General features: G+C 64.8%; 21 protein-coding genes and 1 tRNA gene. 15 read left to right on the top strand and 7 right to left on the bottom strand.

All coding sequences use genetic code 11. The features are described from left to right. Nucleotides 1-3: 3 nt before the first annotated feature. A complete protein-coding gene (locus BVG79_RS10115) occupies nucleotides 4-933 on the top strand; it encodes a VOC family protein (protein WP_085787355.1) in 930 nt (309 codons plus the stop codon). Between the two features lie 2 nt (nucleotides 934-935). Continuing rightward, on the top strand, nucleotides 936-1,532 hold the full coding sequence (locus tag BVG79_RS10110) for an alpha/beta hydrolase (protein WP_085786788.1): 597 nt from the start codon (nucleotides 936-938) through the stop codon (nucleotides 1,530-1,532). On the opposite strand, the gene BVG79_RS10105 is transcribed toward BVG79_RS10110, so the two are convergent. Beyond that, complete coding sequence (locus BVG79_RS10105) at nucleotides 1,529-1,720, bottom strand: DUF1674 domain-containing protein (RefSeq protein ID WP_085786787.1); 192 nt, start codon at nucleotides 1,718-1,720, stop codon at nucleotides 1,529-1,531. The two genes, BVG79_RS10110 and BVG79_RS10105, sit on opposite strands and share 4 nt — an antisense overlap. 76 nt (nucleotides 1,721-1,796) lie before the next feature. Between BVG79_RS10105 and BVG79_RS10100 the strand changes: the two genes are divergently transcribed. From BVG79_RS10100 to BVG79_RS10045, 12 genes are all read left to right on the top strand, one after another. After that, on the top strand, nucleotides 1,797-3,050 hold the full coding sequence (locus BVG79_RS10100; RefSeq protein ID WP_085786786.1) for an RsmB/NOP family class I SAM-dependent RNA methyltransferase: 1,254 nt from the start codon (nucleotides 1,797-1,799) through the stop codon (nucleotides 3,048-3,050). Nucleotides 3,051-3,139: 89 nt separating this feature from the next. Further along, nucleotides 3,140-4,741 carry a heparinase II/III family protein gene (locus tag BVG79_RS10095; protein WP_085787354.1) on the top strand — a complete coding sequence of 534 codons (1,602 nt, stop codon included), beginning with the start codon at nucleotides 3,140-3,142 and terminating at the stop codon, nucleotides 4,739-4,741. An 11-nt stretch (nucleotides 4,742-4,752) separates the two neighbouring features. Continuing rightward, complete coding sequence (purH, locus tag BVG79_RS10090) at nucleotides 4,753-6,342, top strand: bifunctional phosphoribosylaminoimidazolecarboxamide formyltransferase/IMP cyclohydrolase (RefSeq protein ID WP_085786785.1); 1,590 nt, start codon at nucleotides 4,753-4,755, stop codon at nucleotides 6,340-6,342. 1 nt (nucleotide 6,343) lies between these two features. Next, complete coding sequence (gene lspA, locus BVG79_RS10085) at nucleotides 6,344-6,904, top strand: signal peptidase II (RefSeq protein ID WP_085786784.1); 561 nt, start codon at nucleotides 6,344-6,346, stop codon at nucleotides 6,902-6,904. Then, nucleotides 6,901-7,104, top strand: coding sequence for a hypothetical protein (locus BVG79_RS10080; protein WP_085786783.1), 204 nt, complete (start codon nucleotides 6,901-6,903; stop codon nucleotides 7,102-7,104). Before lspA ends, BVG79_RS10080 begins: the two co-directional genes overlap by 4 nt. A 229-nt stretch (nucleotides 7,105-7,333) precedes the next feature. Beyond that, a complete protein-coding gene (locus BVG79_RS10075) occupies nucleotides 7,334-8,704 on the top strand; it encodes a M16 family metallopeptidase (RefSeq protein WP_236951461.1) in 1,371 nt (456 codons plus the stop codon). A 1-nt stretch (nucleotide 8,705) separates the two neighbouring features. Then, the gene (locus tag BVG79_RS10070; protein WP_085786782.1) at nucleotides 8,706-10,016 is read left to right on the top strand and encodes a M16 family metallopeptidase; all 1,311 of its coding nucleotides are present in this window, start codon (nucleotides 8,706-8,708) and stop codon (nucleotides 10,014-10,016) included. After that, nucleotides 10,013-11,860 (top strand): DNA mismatch repair endonuclease MutL, encoded by a 1,848-nt coding sequence (mutL, locus tag BVG79_RS10065; RefSeq protein ID WP_085786781.1) that lies wholly within the window; start codon nucleotides 10,013-10,015, stop codon nucleotides 11,858-11,860. The genes BVG79_RS10070 and mutL overlap by 4 nt, the downstream gene beginning before the upstream one ends. Before the next feature lie 99 nt (nucleotides 11,861-11,959). Then, nucleotides 11,960-12,391 carry a hypothetical protein gene (locus BVG79_RS10060; protein ID WP_085786780.1) on the top strand — a complete coding sequence of 144 codons (432 nt, stop codon included), beginning with the start codon at nucleotides 11,960-11,962 and terminating at the stop codon, nucleotides 12,389-12,391. A 56-nt stretch (nucleotides 12,392-12,447) separates the two neighbouring features. Next, on the top strand, nucleotides 12,448-13,191 hold the full coding sequence (locus tag BVG79_RS10055; protein WP_085786779.1) for an SDR family NAD(P)-dependent oxidoreductase: 744 nt from the start codon (nucleotides 12,448-12,450) through the stop codon (nucleotides 13,189-13,191). Nucleotides 13,192-13,446: 255 nt separating this feature from the next. Continuing rightward, nucleotides 13,447-14,271: a DUF481 domain-containing protein gene (locus BVG79_RS10050; protein ID WP_085786778.1), complete on the top strand. Its 825-nt coding sequence runs from the start codon at nucleotides 13,447-13,449 to the stop codon at nucleotides 14,269-14,271. A 135-nt stretch (nucleotides 14,272-14,406) separates the two neighbouring features. Further along, complete coding sequence (locus BVG79_RS10045; protein ID WP_085786777.1) at nucleotides 14,407-16,104, top strand: peptidoglycan-binding domain-containing protein; 1,698 nt, start codon at nucleotides 14,407-14,409, stop codon at nucleotides 16,102-16,104. Between the two features lie 7 nt (nucleotides 16,105-16,111). Here BVG79_RS10045 and BVG79_RS10040 read toward each other — a convergent pair whose 3' ends face one another. The 3 genes from BVG79_RS10040 to BVG79_RS10030 all read right to left on the bottom strand — a co-directional run bounded on the left by BVG79_RS10040 (nucleotide 16,112) and on the right by BVG79_RS10030 (nucleotide 17,803). Then, a complete protein-coding gene (locus tag BVG79_RS10040; protein WP_085786776.1) occupies nucleotides 16,112-17,374 on the bottom strand; it encodes a DVUA0089 family protein in 1,263 nt (420 codons plus the stop codon). Nucleotides 17,375-17,521: 147 nt separating this feature from the next. After that, nucleotides 17,522-17,647: a type B 50S ribosomal protein L36 gene (ykgO, locus tag BVG79_RS10035; RefSeq protein ID WP_013385102.1), complete on the bottom strand. Its 126-nt coding sequence runs from the start codon at nucleotides 17,645-17,647 to the stop codon at nucleotides 17,522-17,524. A gap of 81 nt (nucleotides 17,648-17,728) precedes the next feature. Continuing rightward, nucleotides 17,729-17,803: transfer RNA gene (locus BVG79_RS10030), tRNA-Val, on the bottom strand. 136 nt (nucleotides 17,804-17,939) lie between these two features. On the opposite strand from BVG79_RS10030, the gene BVG79_RS10025 reads away from it, so the two are divergent. Further along, nucleotides 17,940-18,788, top strand: coding sequence for an N-formylglutamate amidohydrolase (locus tag BVG79_RS10025; protein ID WP_085786775.1), 849 nt, complete (start codon nucleotides 17,940-17,942; stop codon nucleotides 18,786-18,788). Nucleotides 18,789-18,825: 37 nt separating this feature from the next. Here BVG79_RS10025 and modC read toward each other — a convergent pair whose 3' ends face one another. Genes modC through modA form a run of 3 tightly spaced genes read right to left on the bottom strand, consistent with a single transcriptional unit; the run spans nucleotide 18,826 to nucleotide 21,370 of the window. Then, entirely contained in the window at nucleotides 18,826-19,899 is a 1,074-nt protein-coding gene (gene modC, locus BVG79_RS10020) for a molybdenum ABC transporter ATP-binding protein (protein WP_085786774.1), read from the bottom strand. After that, nucleotides 19,896-20,612 (bottom strand): molybdate ABC transporter permease subunit, encoded by a 717-nt coding sequence (gene modB / locus BVG79_RS10015; protein WP_085786773.1) that lies wholly within the window; start codon nucleotides 20,610-20,612, stop codon nucleotides 19,896-19,898. The genes modC and modB overlap by 4 nt, the downstream gene beginning before the upstream one ends. Then, complete coding sequence (gene modA / locus BVG79_RS10010) at nucleotides 20,609-21,370, bottom strand: molybdate ABC transporter substrate-binding protein (RefSeq protein WP_085786772.1); 762 nt, start codon at nucleotides 21,368-21,370, stop codon at nucleotides 20,609-20,611. The genes modB and modA overlap by 4 nt, the downstream gene beginning before the upstream one ends. Nucleotides 21,371-21,429: the final 59 nt, after the last annotated feature.

Below are 21,429 nucleotides of genomic sequence, written 5' to 3'. Positions count from 1 at the left end.
AACATGCTTACTCAGATCAAAGGTCTTCACCACGTCTCGTCGCTGGCATCCGATGCCAACCGCACCAATGCGTTCTTTACGCAAACGCTGGGCCTGCGCCGCGTGAAAAAGACGGTGAACCACGACTCGCCCGATATGTATCACCTGTACTACGGCAACCGCATGGGCGATCAGGCCTCGACCATGACGTTCTTCCCCATCCCGCACGCCGTCCCCGGTAAACGCGGCACGGGCGAGGTGGGCGTGACGAATTTCACCGTCCCGACCGGCAGCCTGCCATTCTGGGCCGACCGGCTGGCCGCAGGCGGGGCCAAAAACATCGCTTTTGGCCAGTCGTTCGGCGCGCAATTGGTGGCCTTTGATGGCCCCGACGGCGACCGTTTTGCACTGATCGAGGGCGATGACCCCCGCGCCCCTTGGACTGGCAACGGTGTGGGCGAGGGCGAGGCCATCCGCGGCTTCCATTCGGCCAGTCTGCGCCTGAAAGATGCAGGGGCCACGCGCGAATTGCTGCATTTCATGGGCTACCAAGACCTTGAGGTCGATGGCAATGTGACCCGCCTGCATCTGCCTGATGGCGATCACGCCGCGATCATCGATATCGAGACCTTGCCCGATGTCGACCGCGCCCGCCAAAGCGCGGGCACCGTGCACCACATCGCCTTTGCCGTGCCCGACCTGCAGGCCCACGAGGACGTGCGCAAGACGCTGGAAGATACCGGCTGGAACATCACGCCCTCGATCGACCGACACTATTTTCAGGCCGCCTATTTCCGCACGCCGGGCGGGGTGCTGTTCGAAATCTCGACCAACGGGCCGGGGTTCGATTGGGACGAAGACAGCGCGCGTTTGGGCGAAAAGCTGGTTTTGCCGCCGCGCTACGAAGGGGCGCGTGACAAGATCACCAGCATCCTAACCCCGTTGGAGGATTGATTATGACCTATACCGCACGTCGTACCGCAGGTCTTGCGGGGCATCCGCTGGTCGTCACCCTGCATGGCACGGGCGGCGATGAAAACCAGTTCCATGACTTTGGCGGCGCGTTGGTTGCCGGCGCGCATGTGACCTCGCCCCGTGGCGATGTGTCCGAAAACGGCGCGCTGCGCTATTTTCGCCGCGTGGCCGAGGGGCAGTACGACATGGCCGACCTGCAGCGCGCGGTGGACAAGCTGGCCGCGTTCATCGCGGATGAGCGCACCGCCACGGGTGCCCCGCGCGTCATCGCCTTGGGCTATTCCAACGGCGCGAACGTGCTGGCGGCGCTGTCGTTTCAGCACCCCGATCTAGTGGATGATCTGGCGCTGCTACACCCGTTGATCCCGTTTGATCCGCCGCCGGTGGATTTCACGGGGCGGCGCGTCTTGATCACCGCCGGCAAACATGACGCCATTTGCCCCAGTGGCCAGACCGTCCGTCTGGCTGATTACTACGCGCACAACCACGCCGACCTCAGCCTGTTCTGGAACGACGGCGGCCACTCCATCGCAGGGCGTGAGATCGAGGCCATCCGCGCCTTTGTCGCGCAGGATTAAAAGTCGACGGCGAGGCCCTTCTTCTCCCAGTCGCCATACCGCACAGGTTCCAACCCGTCGCGCCCGCCCAGTTCCGGCGGCAGCGCGGCGGCGGCGTCCAGGGCTTTGCGGCGGGCGGCCGCCTCGGCCAGCGCGCGCTGGGCGGCGGGGGGCAAATCGCTTGCGGCGTCTTTTGCTGTTTTATCCATACCGGCTGGCCTTTCGGTTCCGCTGATATCTCTGTTATACGCGCCCCAATCCCATCAACAACCCTTCCGAGATGACATGACCGATAGCTTGATCCCCCGCCGCGCAGCCCTTGCCTTGCTGAATGCGGTGACGATCGAGCATCGACTGCTGAGCGAATGCGCCGCGCTGCTGGCCCCGCTAGATGCCCCGCAGCGCGCGCGGGCGCAGCGGTTGGCGCTGTCGGTGCTGCGCGCGGCGGGGCGGGCCGACCGCTGGCTGAAGCCGCATTTGAAAAAACGCCCGCCAGTGCAGGTGCAAAATGCGCTGCGCTTGGGCGTAGTGGAGATCGCCGAAGGGGCGGCCCCGCATGGCGTGGTCAATGACATCGTGGCGCTGTTGGCCGACAGTAAACGCACCGCCGCGTTTGCGCCGCTGGCCAATGCGGTGCTGCGCAAGGGCGCTGACTTGCCCCAACAGTGGGGCAAGCTGGCCTTGCCGCAACTGCCCGAATGGCTGCGCGGCCCATTGCGCGAGGCATGGGGCAACAGCGCGATCAACGCGATGGAACGCGCGCATTTTCGCGGCGCGCCGTTGGATTTGACGGTCAAGGCCGATGCGGCGGCTTGGGCCGAAAAGCTGGGCGGGCTGCTGCTGCCGACAGGGTCGGTTCGGCTGGCCAGCGCGGGGCAGGTCAGTGCCCTAGCGGGGTATGATACCGGCGCATGGTGGGTGCAGGACGCCGCCGCGGCGCTACCTGTAAAGCTGCTCGGCGACGTGCGCGGCTTGCGCGCGCTAGACCTGTGCGCCGCGCCCGGCGGCAAGACGATGCAACTCGCCAATGCGGGTGCGCAGGTCACCGCGCTGGATCTGTCGGCAGGGCGTCTGGGCCGCGTGGCCGAGAATCTGGCGCGGACGCAATTGCAAGCCGAGGCGGTTCAGGGCGACGCGCTGGAATTTGCGACCGGCGGCTGGGATGTGATCGTGCTGGACGCGCCCTGTTCGGCCACCGGCACCATCCGCCGCCACCCCGATTTGCCGCAGGCGCGCGATGGGGCCGAGATTGGCGATCTGATCGACCTGCAAGCCCGCATGATCGACCACGCCCTGACCCTGCTGGCCCCGGGTGGGCGACTGTTGTTCTGCACCTGCTCGTTGCTGCCGGACGAGGGTGAGGTGCAAATCGAAGCCGCGCTGGAACGTCACCTCGGCCTGCGGGTCGAGGCCCCGACGGCGCCCTTTATCGAAGACGACTGGCGCAGCCCCGAGGGCGGTTTGCGCCTGCGCCCCGATTACTGGCCCAGCCTGGGCGGCATGGACGGATTTTATATGGCGGTGCTTCGCGCAAGCTAGGCAGGTGGGCGTGACAGCCCCCGCTTGCCCCTCTATGGTGGCGGCAGAATCCTAACGGCCGCAAAGATGGCCGGAGAATGAGGCCGCGTGTGACTGCCACTCCCGCTTGGACTGCCCGACAGGACATCCTGAACCGTTTTTATGCGCGCCGCGCCGGCGGCAGCCGTATTGCGCCCAGTTTCGCGCGCCCCCCCGAACCCTTTGTCATGGGCGAGGCCGAGCGTGGCCGCCACCTGATGGCGGGCCGTTTTGTGCTGGATGGCCGTCTGGTTGATGTGCTGGGCGCGGCGATCTGGGACAATGCCATGTATGCGGCCCCTCTGCAGCGGTTCGACTGGCTGGGCGATTTGGCCGCGCTGGGGGATGACGCCGCACGCCGCCGCGCGCAGGGCTGGGTGTGGGAATGGATCGACCGCTACGGCAAAGGCGCGGGCTGGACGCCGCAAACCGCTGCTGCGCGTCTGGTGAATATGCTGCATCACGCGGCCTTTGCGCTGCAAGGCATGTCCGATGCGGCGCAGCGTGGGTATATGCAGGCGCTGGGGCGGCAGGCGCGCTACCTGTCGCGCAGCTGGGCCCTGCTGCCCGAGGGCGTGGAACGGATTTACGTTCTGGCCGCATTGAACATGGCTGCCAGCGATCTGGTGGGAATGGATCGTCTGCGCGCCAAGGCCGAGGCACTGCTGCTGCGCGATCTGACCGGCAAAATATCCCCCGAGGGCGAGGTGCAGGGCCGCAATCCCGACGATCAGGCCGGGCTGTTTATTCAGCTGGTGCTGGTCGCGACGCATCGCCGCGCGGGCGGGGCTGCGGTGCCATCGAAACTGCAAGTCGCGATCGCGTCGATGGCCCCCGTGTTGCGCGGCTTGCGTCACGCTGATGGCAGTCTGGTGCGGATGCAGGGCAGCAACGGCGGCCATCCCGCCGCGCTCGATGCGGCCCTTAGCCTGTCGGAAGTCAAAACCCCCGCAGGTACGCGCTTGCACATGGGCTTTGCCCGCATCAACGCAGGTCGCATGGTGGTTATCGCCGATGCCGCCGCCGCGCCTGCCAGCGGGCATGCGTCCGCCACCGCGATCGAGGTCAGCGTCGGGCGTCGTCCGCTGCTGACCAGTTGCGGTGACGGCGCGCCCTTTGGTCGCGACTGGTTGCAGGCAGGCCGCGCCACCGCCAGCCATTCGACCATGGTGATCGATGCGGGCAGCCGCCCCGCCGATGTGATGTTTGCCCGCACCGCGCTGGATGGCGGCACGCGGTTGGAATTGGGCCACGATGGGTGGCGCGCGGCGCATGGGCTGGTCTACGCGCGGCAGATCGATGTCGATCTGGCGGGCCGCGCCGTGGTGGCCGAAGAAATGCTGATGACCATCTCGCCCGAGGATCAGACCCGCTTTGACCGCGCCATGGTGCTGACTGGCGGGCGCGGGGTCGATTTCGCGCTGCGCTTTCATCTGCACCCCGATGTCAGCGTGCTGCCGCAAGACGACGCGACGCAGGTGAATTTTGTGCTGAAAAATGGCGAGGTCTGGACATTCTCGCACGATGGGCAGGCACGGCTGACGGTCGAGCCTTCGGTGTTTATGGAAAATGGTGCGGCAAGCCCGCGCAATACGCATCAGGTGGTTTTATCTGGGCGCGTGATGTCCTATGCGACGCGCATGCGCTGGGCATTGGGCCGCGCGACAGGCTAGGGGACACTATCATGACAGATCTGCAACCACTGCGCCGTGCGCTGCTCTCGGTTTCCGACAAGACGGGGCTGATCGATCTGGCCCGCGCCCTGTCCGCCCGCGGGGTTGAACTGCTGTCGACCGGCGGCACTGCGGCGGCGATCCGCGCGGCGGGGCTGGCAGTGAAGGACGTGTCGGACGTGACCGGCTTTCCCGAAATGATGGACGGCCGCGTCAAAACCCTGCATCCGATGGTGCACGGCGGCCTGCTGGCGCTGCGCGACAATGCGGAACATGTCGCCGCGATGGAGCAGCACGGTATTGCCCCGATCGACCTGCTGGTCGTGAACCTTTATCCGTTCGAGGCGACCGTCGCCCGTAACGCCGATTATGACGAAGTGATCGAAAACATCGACATCGGCGGCCCCGCCATGATACGCGCAGCGGCCAAGAACCACGCTTTCGTCAACGTCGTCGTCGATGTGGCGGATTACGATGCCCTGCTGGCCGAACTGGAAGGCAACGCGGGCCAAACCTCGCTGGGCTTCCGTCAGCGCTTGGCGCAGACGGCCTATGCCCGCACCGCTGCCTATGACACGGCTGTCTCGACATGGATGGCCAAGGCGATTGGCGAGGCTGCCCCCCGCCGCCGCAGCTTTGCCGGCGAGATCGCCCAGACCCTGCGTTACGGCGAAAACCCGCATCAAACGGCGGCTTTCTATCTTGATGGCTCGAACCGCCCCGGTGTGGCGACGGCCAAGCAGCTGCAGGGCAAGGAGTTGTCCTACAACAACATCAATGACACCGACGCCGCGTTCGAACTGGTCGCCGAATTCGACCCCGCTACTGGCCCCGCCGTTGCCATCATCAAACACGCCAACCCTTGCGGCGTGGCGCGCGGCGCGACGCTGGCCGAGGCTTATACCAAGGCCTATGACTGCGACCGCACCTCGGCCTTTGGCGGCATTGTCGCGCTGAACCAGCCGCTGGACGCCGCCACCGCCGAGGAAATCGCCAAGATCTTTACCGAGGTCGTCATCGCCCCCGGCGCGTCGGACGAGGCCCGCGCGATCTTTGCCGCCAAGAAAAACCTGCGCCTGCTGGTGACCGACGCGCTGCCCGATCCCACCGCCCCGCAACTGGCCTATCGCCAAGTCGCAGGCGGCATGCTGGTGCAGGACAAAGACGTCGGCCATGTCGATGTTGCCGACTTGAAGGTGGTGACTAAGGCCGCGCCGACCGATGCCCAACTGGCCGACCTGCTATTTGCGTGGAAAGTCGCCAAGCACGTCAAATCGAACGCCATCGTCTATGTGAAAGACCAAGCCACCGTTGGCATCGGCGCGGGGCAAATGAGCCGCGTTGATTCCGCCCGCATCGCCGCCCGCAAGGCCGAGGATATGGCCGAGGCGCTGGGCCTGCCCGAATCGCCCGCCAAGGGCGCGGTTGTCGCCTCGGACGCGTTCTTCCCGTTTGCTGACGGCCTGCTGTCGGCTGCAGGGGCAGGGGCGGTTGCCGTGGTGCAGCCGGGTGGGTCGATGCGCGACGCCGAAGTGATCGCCGCTGCGGACGAGGCTGGTCTGGCAATGGTGCTGACCGGCATGCGCCACTTCCGGCACTAACATGCGCTTGGTGCTGTGGTCGGCCCTGTGGGTCTTCGTGCTGGATCAGGTCAGTAAATATCTGGTCCTGCACCGGATGAACCTGATTTGGCACGGCAGCATCGATGTGCTGCCGCCGTTTCTGCGCCTGCGCATGGCGTGGAACCAGGGCGTCAACTTTGGCCTGCTGCACGGGTTTGACCTGAAATGGGTGCTGATCGCGGTCGCGGTCGCCATATCGGGGGCGGTGCTGTGGTGGATGCGCAGCGGCACCGAGCCGCGCCTTGCGCGCCTTTCGGCCGGTATTCTGGTGGGCGGCGCGCTGGGCAACGTGGTCGACCGGCTGGTCTATGGCGCGGTGGCCGACTTCCTGAACATGTCCTTTCCGGGCTTTGACAATCCTTATGCCTTCAACGTGGCCGATATTGCCATTTTCGTGGGGGCGGTGGGGCTTGTGCTGTTTTCCGGCGGCAAGGGCGCGCGCAAACAAGGGGTGACGCAGCCCCCAGCCTCGTCTAAAAGGGCCGCGAGAGCCACCCCTGCGAAAGCAACTGGCGATAAAGGAAAAGGGCGTCCATCATGAAAACGACCTTGCGAGTTCTAGGGCCCGCCCTGATCGGCGTTCTGGCGCTGGCGGGCTGCAATCGCGGCAGCGGCAGCATGACCATCCCCTTCAGCCCGGGGCAACCCACCGCGCTCGAGGCAAACTACCGCGCGAACCCGCCGCTGGCCGTGCCGCCCGCCCGCATAACCCTGCCTGTTCCCACCTACGCCGGCGATTGATCGCCACCGCGTCCGCTTTGCGCCCGACTACCCAGCGTAAATCGTTCACGAGCGCGTATCCCCCGCTTGCAGACGCGCGGCCAAAGCTTACTGTGAAGCCAAGACGCGCGTTCCGAGGGAGGCCACTATGCCGCATATCACGTCGCCTGCTGGCCGTCTGGGCCGTGGACAGGTTCTGCTTAAACGCGTGACGGGGTTGACGGCAGGGGCGGTCGTCGCCGCCGCGCTGATGGCCGCGCCCGCGCTCGCGCAGCAGGACGATGTGTCAACTTTCGCGCTGGATAATGGCCTGCAGATCGTTGTGATCGAAGACCACCGCGCCCCCATTGTCACCCAGATGCTGTGGTATCGCGTTGGCTCGGCGGACGAGCCGAAGGGCCAGTCGGGCATCGCACATTTTCTGGAACACCTGATGTTCAAGGGCACGCAGACTGTCGCCTCGGGGGCGTTCAGTGCGGCTGTGGCGGCCAATGGCGGCGAAGATAACGCCTTCACCAGCTACGATTACACGGCTTACTTCCAGCGCGTCGCCGCCGACCGTCTTCCCCTGATGATGGAGATGGAGGCCGACCGGATGCGCGGCTTGGCCCTGACTACCGACGAGATCAACACCGAGCGTAATGTCGTCTTGGAAGAACGCAACCAGCGCACCGATTCAAACCCTGGCGCGGTCGCGCAGGAACAGGCACGTGCTGCGCAATACCTGAACCACCCTTACGGCCTGCCGGTCATCGGCTGGCGTCACGAGGTCGAGGCCCTGACGCTGCCGCAGATTCGCGCCGTCTACGATATGTATTACGCGCCGAACAATGCGACGCTGGTCGTGGCCGGTGATGTCGACCCTGACCAGGTCTACCAATTGGCCGAACAATACTACGGCCCGATCCCCCCATCCGAGGGGTTGCAGCCCCGCGTTCGCCCGTCCGAACCGCCGCAACTGGCCGCGCGTCATCTCGACTTCAGCGATGCGCGTGTCGCCCAGCCCTATCTGGTGCGCACCTATCTGGCACCCGCGCGCAAAGCGGGTGACCAGACCGAGGCTGCGGCCCTGACGTATCTGGCCGAAATCTTGGGGGGGTCCAGCTTTACGTCGGTTTTGGGGCAGGCGCTGGCGTTTGATACTCAAATCGCCCTTGGCGTCGATGCGGGCTACAGCGGCGTTGCCCTTGATAGCGGCACGTTCAGCCTGTCGCTGCTGCCCACCAACGGCGTAACCCTGCCCGATGCCGAGGCTGCGCTGGACAAAGCGCTCCAAGACTTTCTGGCCAACGGCGTCGATCAGGCGCAGCTGGAACGCATCCGGACGCAGCTGCGCGCGGGCGAGATTTACGGCCGTGATAATGTGCGCGGGCAGGCGAACCGCTATGGCGCGGCGCTTGCGACCGGCTTGACGGTGGATGACGTGCAGAACTGGCCGGATGTGCTGCAATCCATCACCGCCGATGACGTGATGGCCGCCGCCCGCGACGTGCTGGACATGCGCCAGTCGGTGACGCTGTTCGTCACCCCCGAAGCCGCCGCTGCCGCGCCCAGTCCCGAACCGACAGTAGAACCGGCTGCGGAACCCGATACCGCACCTGCCGCCAGCGAAGGGGAATAAAATGCTGCGTTTTCTGCTTGCGCTGACCCTGACTGTGTTCGCCGTCGGCGCGCGCGCCGAGGTGAATATCCAACAGGTCACATCCCCCGGCGGTGTCGATGCATGGCTGGTCGAGGAACACGAAATCCCGTTTGTGGCGCTGGAAATCCGCGTGCGCGGCGGCGCTAATCTGGATGCGCCCGGCAAACGCGGCGCTGCGAACCTGATGGCCGCCCTGCTAGAGGAAGGCGCAGGCGATATGGATGCCCGCGCGTTCCAAACCGCGCGCGAGGAACTGGCCGCCAGCTTCAGCTTCTCGGTTTCGGATGATGCTTTTGCCGTATCGGCCCGCGCCCTGACCGAAAACCGCGACCAAGCTATGGCGCTGCTGCGTCAGGCGCTGGTGGCCCCCCGCTTTGATGACGACGCTATCGAACGCGTCCGCGCGCAGGTGATCGCGGGCATCCAATCCGATGCGCAGCGGCCCAACGCAATCGCCGCCGCGACTTTCAACGCCGAGGCCTTTGGCGACCACCCCTATGGCTCCAGCCTTGATGGCACCGTCGAATCCGTGGCTGGGCTGACGCGTGACGACCTGCTGGCCGCGCACCGCAAACTGGTGACACGCGACCGCCTCTATGTCTCGGCAGTGGGGGATATCACGGCCGAGGAACTGGGCAATCTGGTTGATGCGCTGTTTGCCGATCTGCCGCAAAGCGCCCCCACCTTGCCCGACCACGTCACCCCTGCCATCGCGGGCGGCGTCACTGTGGTGCCGTTCCCCGGCCCGCAAGCCACCATCTATTTCGGGCACGAGGGGATCAAACGCGACGATCCCGACTATATCACCGCCTATCTGCTGAACCACATCTTGGGCTCGGGCGGGTTTGAATCGCGGCTGATGCAGGAATTGCGCGAAAAGCGCGGCCTGACCTATGGTGTCAGCACCTATCTGATCCCGAACGACCTGTCGGAACTAATCGTCGGCGGCTTTTCGACATCCAACCAGAATGTCGCCGAGGCGATCGAACTGGTGCGGACCGAATGGATGCGGCTGGCCACGGAATGGGTCTCGCAGGACGAGCTGGACAAGGCCAAGACCTATCTGACAGGCCAATACGCGCTGCGCTTTGATAGCAACGCCAGCATCGCGCAGATCATGGTTGGTATGCAGATGATCGGCCTGCCGCCCGATTACGTGACCAACCGCAATGAACTGGTCAATGCCGTCACGCTGCAAGATCTGAACCGTGTCGCATCGCGGCTGCTGAACCCCGATGCGCTGCATTTCGTGGTGGTGGGCGAACCCGTCGGGCTGGACAGCAACCAGTGAACCAACCGCCGGCCATCCACCAACTGGGCGAGGACGTCGTCAACCGCATCGCCGCCGGCGAGGTTGTCGAACGCCCCGCCTCGGCCGTGAAGGAACTGGTCGAAAACGCGCTGGATGCGGGTGCAAAGCGGGTCGAGGTGACCATCGCCGATGGCGGTCGCACACTGATCCGCGTGGTGGATGACGGATGGGGCATCGCACCCGATGATCTGGCGCTGGCGTTGGCGCGCCATGCAACATCCAAAATCGACGGGTCAGATCTGTTGAATATCCACACCTTCGGCTTTCGCGGCGAGGCGCTGGCCTCGCTGGGGGCGGTGGGGCGGATGACGCTGACATCGCGCAGGGCCGGGGCCGACGGGGCACAGATCGCGGTTTCGGGCGGGGCGCAAAGCCCCGTGCGCCCCGCCGCGTTGACCCAAGGCACAGTGGTCGAGCTGCGCGATTTGTTCTTTGCCACCCCCGCGCGGCTGAAGTTTCTGCGCACCGATCGGGCCGAAGCGCAGGCCGTCGGCGACGTGATCCGCCGCCTTGCGATGGCCGAGCCCTTCGTGGCCTTCACCCTGCGCGATGCCAGCGGCGGGGATGACCGGCAGGTCTTCCGCGTCGATGCTGAAAGCGGTGATCTGTTCGACGCGCTGCATGGCCGTCTTGCGGCCATATTGGGGCGCGACTTTGCGGAAAATGCGGTGAAGATCGACGCCGAGCGTGAGGGATTCCATCTGACCGGCTACGCTGCGCTGCCCACCTATTCGCGCGGCGCGGCGGTGGCGCAGTATCTGTTCGTCAACAATCGCCCTGTGCGAGATAAATTGCTGATCGGCGCGCTGAAGGGCGCCTATGCCGACTTGCTCAGCCGCGACCGGCACCCGGCTGCGGCACTATTCATCAGTTGCGACCCGCAGTTGGTCGATGTCAACGTCCACCCCGCCAAATCCGAAGTGCGCTTTCGCGACCCGGCTTTGGTGCGCGGGCTGCTGGTCACGGCGGTGCGCCATGCGCTGCTGCAGTCGGGCCATCGCGCCTCGACCACGGTGGCCGATGCGACGCTGGCGGCGTTTCGCCCCGAACCTGCGGCGGGGGTGCCGCCGCGCAGTTACCAAATGCCCTTGGGCGGCTATGCCCCCGCGCGCCCCAGCGGCAGCGCCATTCGCAGCGCATGGGCCGCGCAGGCCCCCGCCGCTGTGCCAGATATTGCCGCTCAAGGCTTCGCCGAAATGTCAGCCCCTTCCGCGCGGGTCGAGCCTGAGCTGGGTGATGATGCCCTGCCGCTAGGGGCCGCGCGGGCGCAGATTCACGAAAACTACATTGTCGCCCAAACCGCGCAGGGCATGGTCATCGTCGATCAACACGCCGCGCACGAACGGCTGGTGTACGAGCGGTTGAAGGCGCAAATGGCGGCCAACGGTGTCGCCGCGCAGGCGCTGTTGATCCCTGATATCGTCGAATTGGGCGCCGAGGGTGCAGGCCGCCTGTTAGCCGTCGCCCCCGATCTGGCGCGGCTGGGGCTGACGATCGAACCTTTCGGCGGCGGCGCGGTGGCCGTGCGCGAAACCCCCGCTTTGCTGGGCGAGGTGGATAGCCCCGCGCTGCTGCGTGACATTCTGGATGAATTGAACGACGCCGATAGCAGCGGCCTTTTGGGGGCCAAGCTGGATGCCGTCTTGTCGCGCGTGGCCTGCCATGGCTCGATCCGGTCAGGCCGGCGGATGCGCGCCGAAGAAATGAACGCGCTGCTCCGCGAGATGGAGGCGACCCCCGCATCCGGCCAGTGCAACCACGGCAGGCCAACCTATGTCGAGCTGAAGCTGGCCGATATTGAAAGGCTGTTCGGGCGGCGTTAGGCCAGTGTAGCGGTAATTTCGGTAAGCCCACACGCTTGCCGGTTGCCCTATGAGGGGGCGGCGGTTAGCGTTGTATTGAACCGGAAATGGGGGCAGGGCATGAAAATCTCGGGTATCGGGCAAGCACTGGTCGTGGCGGCGTTAATCGCAGCCGGCGGCGCATCTGCGCAGCAGGCCAGCGGCGGAAATTACAGCAGCTACGGCGGTGCCACGCTGGATTGGCTAAGCCCGCTGGCGATTTCGTCGTACGAATGGCCGTTCAAGCGCGGCCCCATCGCGGTGGTCGCCCCCGCCGCGGGCGAGCTGGCCACCTACACCCTCGTCCCCTGCCAAGACCTGCGGACGCAACAAACCACGGTTTGCAGCGGGAATCAGGTGGGCACCGTAACTACGCAAGGCCTGACGACGATCGTCAGCGGTCTTTACGGGCGCACCTTCTACTTGGGCATGGGCGGCCACGGCATCATTGATGCGAATGGGGTGCAGTCGGTTCTGGCGTGGAACACACGCGGCGCCGGTGCGATCAACTAACGATTCGGGCAGCCGGTGCCCAGCATCGGCGCGCCCTAGACGACGAGGGAAGCAAAATGCGGGAATGGCAGGGTCGAACCTACTGGCTGGTCGGTGCCAGCGAGGGAATCGGGCGCGAGTTGGCAATGCTGATCAGCCGCGCAGGGGCCGAGGTGATCTTGTCGGCGCGCAACGCCGATCGTCTGGATGAACTGGCGGCGACCTTGCCGGGCCGCTCGCGCGTGCTGCCGCTGGACGTGCGCGATAGCGCCGCCGTGCAGGCCGCTGCCGCTGCCGCGGGCGATGTCGATGGCGTCATTTATATGGCGGGCGTCATGTCACTGATGCGCGCCGCAGGCGGCAGCGCTGGCTGGAACGCCCAGACCGCCGAGCTGATGGCCGATACCAACTTCACCGGTGCCGTCCGCGTCGTCAGCGCCGTCATCCCCCAGATGTGCGCACGCGGGGCGGGGCACCTGCTATTGGTGGCATCGCTGGCGGGCTATCGCGGCTTGCCGGGGATGGCGGTTTACGGTGCATCCAAGGGGGCGGTCATGCAGATGGCCGAAGGGCTGCGGGCCGAACTGCAAGATACCGGCATTGCTGTCCAAGTGGTGAACCCCGGCTTCGTCGATACGCAGATGACGCGTGAAACCGGCCTTGCCATGCCGCTGCGCCTGTCGGCCGAACAAGCCGCGCGCGAAATATTCGAACACATGAACGACACCAGCTTCCGCAAGGGATTCCCGCTGGCGATGTCGTGGACTGTCCGTCTGGCCCGTTTTCTGCCCGATTGGCTGTGGATGCGGTTCATCCGTTAACTTTTGTACGGCATCTTTACACCCGTGCAACTTTCCGAGAGTTCAACCACCGAAAGCCTCTTTTTTCACCAGCGACGATATGCCTGTCGCGGTATTATTATAAAACAGTAACTTACGTTGGCGAAAATCCGCCAGTGTGGCTTTGATGCCCGATTTTCACGAATAGCCCCCCGTGTAGTCTTCCCCTGAGCAGTCATAAGATTATTTCCATTGATGAACGCAGCCACGCTGCGTGCCATTTAATGGAGGACTGCCATGCAAACTCGCAACATCTTCGTCGTCGCCGCCGTCGCCGCACTGACTGCAGCCAGCGCGCAAGCACAAACCAGCGCTTTCGTGAACCAAGACACCATCAGTGACACCATTGATGACCTGCGTGATGATGTGGCCGACGATCTGAAGCGCGACGTTGACGCCTTCGGTAACGAAGGCCGCCCGCTGGGCTTCACTGGCTCGTTGGCTGCCCGCGCGAACATCGCCAGCGGCAACAGCGACACTAAAGACGTCGGTCTGGGCGCGAACTTCGGCTACTTCGACGGCCTGAACGGCCACGAATTCGCCCTGTCGTACGCTTACTCGGAAGACTCGGACGCGGCTGAAACCAACCGTCTGATGCTGGGCTACGACTACACCCGCGAGCTGAACTCGTCGGTCTACGCCTACGGCAAAATCAGCTACATCGACGACAAGTTCGGTTCGTACACCAAAGACACCTTCGCAGGTGTTGGTCTGGGCTACCGCGTGTTCAACGACCCGGCCATGCAATGGTCGATCGCTGCCGGCCCGGGTTTCCGTTGGGCTGAAGACGACAACGGCGACAGCTACGACGAATTCGCTGCCAGCATCTCGTCGGACTATCTGTACCGCATCAACGCGACTACGCTGTTCACCAACGACACCGACGTGATCTGGTCGGACACCGACACCTACGTCAGCAACGACATGGCGATCAGCGTCGCAATGACCGACACCCTGTCGCTGCGTGGCTCGATCTTGACGCAATACCATACCGACCCTCTGGAAGGTAAAAAGAGCACCGACAACACCTATGGCTTGGCCATCGTGTACAGCATCCACTAATTTCGCCTTCGGGTGATTTTAGGAAAAGGGCGGCCCTCGGGTCGCCCTTTTTGCTTTCAACAGTTTTGTCACTTTGCCCGCCGGATTTGTGGGTTAATCTGGGGGATACGGTCTGGAACCCATGGGGGAAATCTGATGCGCACACGAATTTTGCTCGCCTGCGTCGCGATGCTGGGGGCCAATGCCGCCGCTGCCGACGATGCTGCGCTGTTGCTGGGGGTCGAGCGTTACGAGACCTTGGGTCGTGTCGCGCGCGGGGCCGATGTGGCGGCGGGCGAGAATGGCCTTGCCGCACTGGGGTTTCGCGTAACGGCGCTGCCCAACGGGCGGGCCGCGCCGACACAGCAGGCGCTGGCCGACTGGCTGGCGAACGTGCCCGATGCGCAGCGGCTGGTCGTCGTGCTGTCGGGGCGCTTCGTCACCACCGGCCCCCAAAGCTGGTTCCTAACCGCCGAGGCCGCGACCCCGACCCTGTTCGCATTGGGCGACGCTGCGCTGCCGATTGACAGCCTGCTGCGCGTCCTTTCCACGCGGCAAGGCGGCGCGTTGTTGGTGCTTGCGCCCGAAACACAGGGGGCAAGTATCGACGATTGGCTGCGTGAGGGCATTGGCACACTGAACGTCCCGCAGGGCGTCAGCGTTTTGCTGGGCGAGCCGCGCAACGTCGCAGGTTTCGTCGCCGACGACCTAGGTCAGCCGGGCGGTGATTTGCTGGCCTTGGCGCGCGCCCGTGGGTTGACGTGGCAGGGCGGCTACGTCCCGCAGGGCAGCTATACCTTCATGCCGACAGAAGTTGTCGAGACCGCCGCCACGCCAGATGATGCCCCCAAATCCGCCGAAGACGCCGCGGCCGAGGATGCGCTGTGGCAGGGCGCGCTGGCGCTGGATACGCTGGATGCCTACCGTAACTATCTCGCGCGGTATCCGACCGGCCGATACACCGACACCGCCGAAGAAACCATTGCCGCCATTGTTGCAGAACCCAACCGCGCTGCCCGCCTGATCGAGGAAGGTCTGGCGATGACCGGCCCGCAGCGCCGCACGATCCAGCAAAGTCTGCAGCTATTGGGCTATGACCCCCGCGGCGTAGACGGGATCTTTGGGGGCGGCACGCGCACGGCCATCGGGGCCTGGCAGATCGCGAACGGCATTCCCCAAACCGGCTATATCGACGCGGCCCAGCTGACCCGCCTCGAGGCGCAAACCGCGCGCAAACAGGCCGAGGTCGAGGCCGAAGCCGCGCGGCAGGCGCAGGCTGCCGCCGTCGCCGATCAGGACTTTTGGCGTGAAACGGGTGCCAAGGGTGATGCGCCGGGCTTGCGCGCTTATCTCGACCGCTACCCCTCGGGGGCCTATGCCAGCGTCGCGACCACTCGTCTGGCCGAAATTGACGCCGAAGCCACCCGCGCTGCCGAGGCGCGCGAGGCGACCGCCTGGGCTGGTGCCGAGGCTGCTGGCACGGCGGCAGCATTTCAAGACTATCTACAGGTCTACCCCGAGGGGCGCTTTGCAGCCGATGCGCGCAGCCGCATCGCTGCGCTGAATGCCCCTGAGACGCCGCCCGCCCCCGAGGCCCCCGCCGCAGAAAACAGCGAGGCCGCCGCTGCCGAGGCCGCGCTGAACCTGAATGGCCTGACCACGCGCGTGGTCGAGGATCGCTTGGCCGAACTGCAGTTCGACCCGGGTACCGTAGATGGGGTGATTGATGATGCGACGCGGGCTGCAATCCGCCGCTATCAGGCGGCGCGCGATTTGCCGGTCACCGGCTACCTGAACCAGCAGGTTCTGGTGCGGCTATTGGCCGACACGCTGATGCCAGCGGCCGGCCAATAGCGAAAGCTTACTTCGCCGGAACGAAGTGTTCGAACAGCATGCGCACGGGGGCGCGGCTGTTCGATTCATACAGTTTCAGCGCGACCAGATAGGTGCCGGTCGACACGCGCGCGACCATTTTCGGGTCGAGCGAGTTTTCCGAATCGTCCGCAAACGACACTTGGCGGCCGAAGTCATCAAACAAGATCAGCACGGGGTCGGCCGCGCCATTGGCGACAGCTTCGATTGCGACCACACCAGCCTGCGTCACATCGAACGAGAACCACGTTGCGGTCGATCCGGCCTGCACGTCGGTGCGGTAGCGGGCGGGCAGCTCGCCAATCGCGGTGATGGGGTAGCTGCCATCCAGCGGCGGGCTAGCCTCGCCGCGTTCGTACATGCCAACCATGGCTGCGGCGGGGTCATAGGTCGACAGCTTCACATCGATCGGCAGCGACCCGTCGTTATAGGCGCTCAGCTCGATGCAATAGTTGCCAGCAGGCAGCGCGTCGACGAAATCGATACGCGAGTTCAGCCCGTCGAAGTCGTCGTTTTCGGCCAGCCACGCGCCGTTTTCGTCGTAAATCGCCAGCACGGGGTCAGCCGTGGTGTTCGTTGCGGTGACGGTCAGGGCGGTGGGTTCCGACAGGGTAAAGCCCAAGTTCGGCGTATCGTTCGGCGTGGCTGAGGCGCTGACGCCGCCTTCGCTCAGGCGTGCATTCACAGCGCCGTTGCCGAAGGGCATCGTGGCGGTCGCAAAAGTGCAGGTGCCGTTGGTGATTCCGGGCGCGCTCCAGTCGTCGGTGGTGGTGCCGGCGGTCAGGGCTTCCATCTCGGTGCGGCCCGCGCGGACGTAGGCAGTGGTGCCCGACCCGTCAAAGGTGCGCACGACCATGCAATAGTTGCCGGCCGGCAGCGACTGTTCCAAGCGTGCCGACAGCGCGCCGCCCGAATCGTCGTCCGAACCCACCAGTGCGCCGCTGGCGTCATACAGGTCGATCATGGGGTCGCCGCCATCGGACGATTCGGCCTCCAGGCGCACATCGGTCGTGCCGTCCACACTAAAGTACGACACATGCTGGCCGCCCGACATGATCAGGGCCATCTGGTCGAAGGGCGTGCTGATCGCGCCCAGATTCGAAGTGTCGGCCGCGCCGCCCAGCCATTGGCCGCCCGCCGCAGCGGTGCCGCAGACAGCGTCTTGCGCATAAGCGGGCAGGGCCGTGCCCAGTGCCAGTGCCGCACCAATACCCAGCCGCTTCAGGCCAGTGGTCACGTTGATTGCACGCATTCTATCCTCCCTCCGAGGGTTTTGCTGGGCGCATCATCGCGGTGATCACATGAACGTGCAAGCGGATGATCGCCCCATAGCAAAAAGCCGCGCAAAAATATGCGCGGCTTTTAAAATCTTCGTCGTCTCGTTCAGGTTCCCCTGAAATCAGCCCTGACGGGCTTTGAAACGGCGCTGGGTCTTGTTGATAACGTAAACGCGGCCCTTACGGCGCACGATGCGGCAATCGCGGTGACGCTGCTTGAGCGAGCGGAGCGAGTTAGCGACCTTCATTTGGCCTCTCCTCATATCTCGGCGCTCATACATGCGCCTCGGGTTGCGGGCTGGCGCCTTTGCAGGTGCCGATGAATTTCATGGTGGGCGGTACAAGGTTCGAACTTGTGACCCCTACGATGTCAACGTAGTGCTCTACCACTGAGCTAACCGCCCCTTGCAGTGCTGTCGGCCTTGTCGGCGTCTATCGCTGCGGGTGTGGGGTCTATAGAAGGTGTTTCTGGCGGGTTCAAGGGGGTTTTGCCCCCACCCCCAAGTGATTAGGCTGTATTTCGGAGGTCGCCGTTGCGTCATGCAGTCTGAATCATACCCAAGCAGCCATATTATCCACGCGCCGCAGCGCTACGAATCGGCGATCGTCTTTGCCTCGCCCCATAGCGGGCGATTCTACCCGCCGGAATTTCTGCGCCGCAGCAGATTGGATTCGCACCAGATTCGCGCGTCCGAGGATGCCTTTGTCGATCAGCTTTTCGCTGATGCCCCTGCTCAGGGCGCACCGCTGCTGGTGGCAAACTATCCGCGTGCTTATGTCGACCTAAACCGCAGCGCCGCCGATCTGGACCCCGCGCTGATCATGGGTGTGACGGGCGGGGCGCCAAACATGCGCGTGGCCAGTGGTCTTGGGGTGATTCCCCGCATCGTGGCGGCGCGCCAGCCGATCTATACCGGCAAAATCCCGTTGCCCGAGGCCGAAACCCGCCTACAGCAGGTCTGGCACCCCTACCACACCGCGCTGCGAGGCCTGATGCAAGCCAGCAGCGCCCGCCACGGCCACGCGATCCTGATCGATTGCCACTCGATGCCCCCCGAGGCCTCGGGGCCGGACGCGCCCGACATTGTGCTGGGCGACAAACATGGCCGCGCGGCTGATGGTGCGGTGCGCGCGGCTGTCATCGCCGCGCTGCAGGGCGAGGGGTTCCGTGTTTCGGTCAACACGCCGTTCGCGGGGGCCTATGTCACCGAAACCTACGGCCGCCCCGCACGCGGCTGGCACGCGCTGCAGCTAGAGGTCAGCCGAGGCTTATATCTGGATGCCACAACCCTGACCCCGCACACGGGGTTTGCGCCGCTGCGGGCGCGGCTGTCGCGCGTTATCGCGCGGCTGGTCGGGCTGGGCCGCGACCGGATCGCCGCCGAATAGCCGCTATCCCAAACTGGCTTCTACCCCAGACTGGCCTCTACCCCAGGCTGACGGCGACCGATTTCAAAATGGCGTAGCACGGCAGGCCGGGGGCCAGTCCCAGCGCGCCCGCCGACCGCTGCGTCACGCGCGCCAGCGCCACCGCATCGCCCACCTGCAAACGCACCAAGACGCCGCCCAAACTGTCGGGCTGCACGGCGGCGACAGTGGCGGGCAGGATGTTCAGGGCCGACAGCCCTTCGGGGCGTTGCAGTGCGATCAATACATCCTGCGCTGCGATACGCACCTGCCGCGCCGTGCCGACGGGCGCGTCCTGTGCGGTGACCAAAATATCCCCTGCTGGGCTGCTCAGGCGCGTAACACCGCCGTCTTCATGCGCGGCGATGTTGGCGGGGATGATGGCTCCAATAGCGCTGGGGCCCAGCGCGTTCAGGCTGGCGGGCGATGTCATCACATCCCCCAACGTTCCAGCCGCCGCAACGCGCCCCTGATCGATCAACACCAAGTTGTCGGCCAGCCGCAAAATCTCGGGGACCGAGTGGCTGACATACAAAATCGGCACCCGGCTGTCCTTGCCCAACCGTTCCAAAAAGGGCAGCAACTCGGCCTTGCGCGTCTCGTCCAGCGCGGCAAGGGGTTCGTCCATCAGCAACAGGTTCGGGCGCGACAGCAGGGCACGCCCAATGGCGACGCGCTGCTTTTCCCCGCCCGATAGCGCAGCAGGGCGGCGATCCAGCAGATGCTGGATGCCTAGCAAATCAACCACAGCCTCAAAATCGGGCGCTGCGCCGCTGCCTTTGGGGGCAAAGCGGCCGCCATAGGTTAGATTGCTGCGCACCGTCATATGGGGGAACAGGCGACCCTCTTGAAAAACGTAGCCGATCCGGCGCTGCGCAGGGGGCAGGAACGTGCGGGTTTCGCTGTCGAACAGCACCTGATCGCCAATGACGATGCGGCCTGCCTGCGGACGCATCAGCCCCGCGACAGCATTGACGACGCTGGTTTTGCCCGCACCCGACCGCCCGAACAGCGCGGTGACCCCGCCGCTGGTCTGAAAGGCGACATCCAGTTTGAAGCTGCCAAAATCATGGCGCAACTCAACACCGATCATGCGCTTTGTCCGATCATTTTAGACAGGCGGCGGGCCAGAACCTCGGATAGCAGCACAGCCCCCAGCGACAGGATGATCGAGATGATGACCAACCGCATCGCCGCAGGCCCGCCCGTGGGGCTTTGCAAAAATGCGTAAATGGCGGACGGCAGCGTTTGCGTCTGGTTCGGAATGTTCGACACAAAGGTGATCGTCGCCCCGAATTCGCCCATCGCCTTGGCAAAGCACAGAATCGTGCCGGTCAAAATGCCGGGCAGGGCCAAGGGCAGGGTGACGGTGAAAAACACCGCCAACCGCCCCGCGCCCAGCGTGGCCGCGGCCTGTTCCAACTTGGGGTCGGCCGCCTCGAAAGACAGGCGGATCGCCCGCACCATCAGCGGGAACGACATGACCGATGCGGCCAGCACCGCGCCCGTCCAGCGAAAGGCAAAGGTCAGACCGATTGTCTGTTCCAGAAACGCGCCAATCGGGGCGCGCCGTCCAAATGTTTGCAGCAGCAGATAGCCCGTCACCACCGGCGGCAGGATGAGGGGCAGGTGAACCAGCCCGTTCAACGCCTCGCGCCCCCAAAACCGCCACCGCGCCAGTGCATAGGCCACGAAAATACCCAGCGGCAGGCTGCACAGGCTGGCCCAAAAGGCCACCTTCAGCGACAGGAACAGCGCGGCTTGTTCGGCCGCGCTGAGGGACAGGCTATCCAAAAGCGCCGTCATTGTGCCGGAACAAAGCCGTATTGCGTGAACACGTCCATGGCAGCGGGGGTCGACAGGTAGTCAAGGAAGCTGGCCGCAGTATCCGAGGTGTTTTCCTTGATCAGCGCCGCCGGATAGGTGATCGGCGCGTGGCTATCGGCGGGGAATGTGCCCCAGATGGCCACGTTGGTATCAGCCGCCGCATCGGTGCTATAGACGATGCCGTAAGGGGCCTCGCCCGCGCCAACCAGCGACAGCGCGGCGCGCACGTTGTCGGCTTGGGCGACGTTGGCTTCGACGCTGGCCCACAGGCCAAGGTTCGTCAGCGCCTCTTTGCCGTAAACGCCGGCGGGAACCGAATCGATCAGCGCCATCGCCAGCTTTTCATCGCCCAGCATGCCGGCCAGATCCAGATTTGCGTCGATCACGCCCGGCGTTGCGGGCGCCTCGTGCGAGACCAGCACCAGCGAATTGCCCAAGAGGTCAAGGCGTGAGCCGTCCAGCAGCAGACCCGCGTTTTCCAGATAATCCGCCCAGTCGGTCGAGGCCGAGATGAACACCTGCGCCGGTGCGCCTTCCTCGATCTGGCGGGCCAGCGCGGACGAGCCCGCATAAGACGCGGTCACGGTATTGCCGGTTTCGGCGGTCCAGTTGGCGATGACAGCATCAAGGCTGTCTTTCATGCTGGCCGCCGCAAAGACGGTGACATCCTCGGCAAAGGCGGCGGCGGGCATCAGCGCAAGCAGGGCGGTGCCCAGTTTCAATGCAAAGCGGTTCATAAGGTGACCCCTGTTTCGATATGTTTGCACAAGCATATCGCAAGGGGACGCCGCAGCAA

The organism is Ketogulonicigenium robustum (assembly GCF_002117445.1).
GTDB lineage: Bacteria > Pseudomonadota > Alphaproteobacteria > Rhodobacterales > Rhodobacteraceae > Ketogulonicigenium > Ketogulonicigenium robustum.
Note: the sequence above shows the minus strand (reverse complement) of the source record. Positions and strands in the feature narration are given on the sequence as shown.

Bases quoted from the DNA above. Each gene is read 5' to 3' on its own strand.
- BVG79_RS10115 (WP_085787355.1), top strand. From the start codon at position 4: ATGCTTACTCAGATCAAAGGTCTTCACCACGTCTCGTCGCTGGCATCC.
- BVG79_RS10110 (WP_085786788.1), top strand. From the start codon at position 936: ATGACCTATACCGCACGTCGTACCGCAGGTCTTGCGGGGCATCCGCTG.
- BVG79_RS10105 (WP_085786787.1), bottom strand. From the start codon at position 1,720: ATGGATAAAACAGCAAAAGACGCCGCAAGCGATTTGCCCCCCGCCGCC.
- BVG79_RS10100 (WP_085786786.1), top strand. From the start codon at position 1,797: ATGACCGATAGCTTGATCCCCCGCCGCGCAGCCCTTGCCTTGCTGAAT.
- purH (WP_085786785.1), top strand. From the start codon at position 4,753: ATGACAGATCTGCAACCACTGCGCCGTGCGCTGCTCTCGGTTTCCGAC.
- lspA (WP_085786784.1), top strand. From the start codon at position 6,344: ATGCGCTTGGTGCTGTGGTCGGCCCTGTGGGTCTTCGTGCTGGATCAG.
- BVG79_RS10080 (WP_085786783.1), top strand. From the start codon at position 6,901: ATGAAAACGACCTTGCGAGTTCTAGGGCCCGCCCTGATCGGCGTTCTG.
- BVG79_RS10075 (WP_236951461.1), top strand. From the start codon at position 7,334: ATGGCCGCGCCCGCGCTCGCGCAGCAGGACGATGTGTCAACTTTCGCG.
- BVG79_RS10070 (WP_085786782.1), top strand. From the start codon at position 8,706: ATGCTGCGTTTTCTGCTTGCGCTGACCCTGACTGTGTTCGCCGTCGGC.
- BVG79_RS10060 (WP_085786780.1), top strand. From the start codon at position 11,960: ATGAAAATCTCGGGTATCGGGCAAGCACTGGTCGTGGCGGCGTTAATC.
- BVG79_RS10055 (WP_085786779.1), top strand. From the start codon at position 12,448: ATGCGGGAATGGCAGGGTCGAACCTACTGGCTGGTCGGTGCCAGCGAG.
- BVG79_RS10050 (WP_085786778.1), top strand. From the start codon at position 13,447: ATGCAAACTCGCAACATCTTCGTCGTCGCCGCCGTCGCCGCACTGACT.
- BVG79_RS10045 (WP_085786777.1), top strand. From the start codon at position 14,407: ATGCGCACACGAATTTTGCTCGCCTGCGTCGCGATGCTGGGGGCCAAT.
- BVG79_RS10040 (WP_085786776.1), bottom strand. From the start codon at position 17,374: ATGCGTGCAATCAACGTGACCACTGGCCTGAAGCGGCTGGGTATTGGT.
- ykgO (WP_013385102.1), bottom strand. From the start codon at position 17,647: ATGAAGGTCGCTAACTCGCTCCGCTCGCTCAAGCAGCGTCACCGCGAT.
- BVG79_RS10025 (WP_085786775.1), top strand. From the start codon at position 17,940: ATGCAGTCTGAATCATACCCAAGCAGCCATATTATCCACGCGCCGCAG.
- modC (WP_085786774.1), bottom strand. From the start codon at position 19,899: ATGATCGGTGTTGAGTTGCGCCATGATTTTGGCAGCTTCAAACTGGAT.
- modB (WP_085786773.1), bottom strand. From the start codon at position 20,612: ATGACGGCGCTTTTGGATAGCCTGTCCCTCAGCGCGGCCGAACAAGCC.
- modA (WP_085786772.1), bottom strand. From the start codon at position 21,370: ATGAACCGCTTTGCATTGAAACTGGGCACCGCCCTGCTTGCGCTGATG.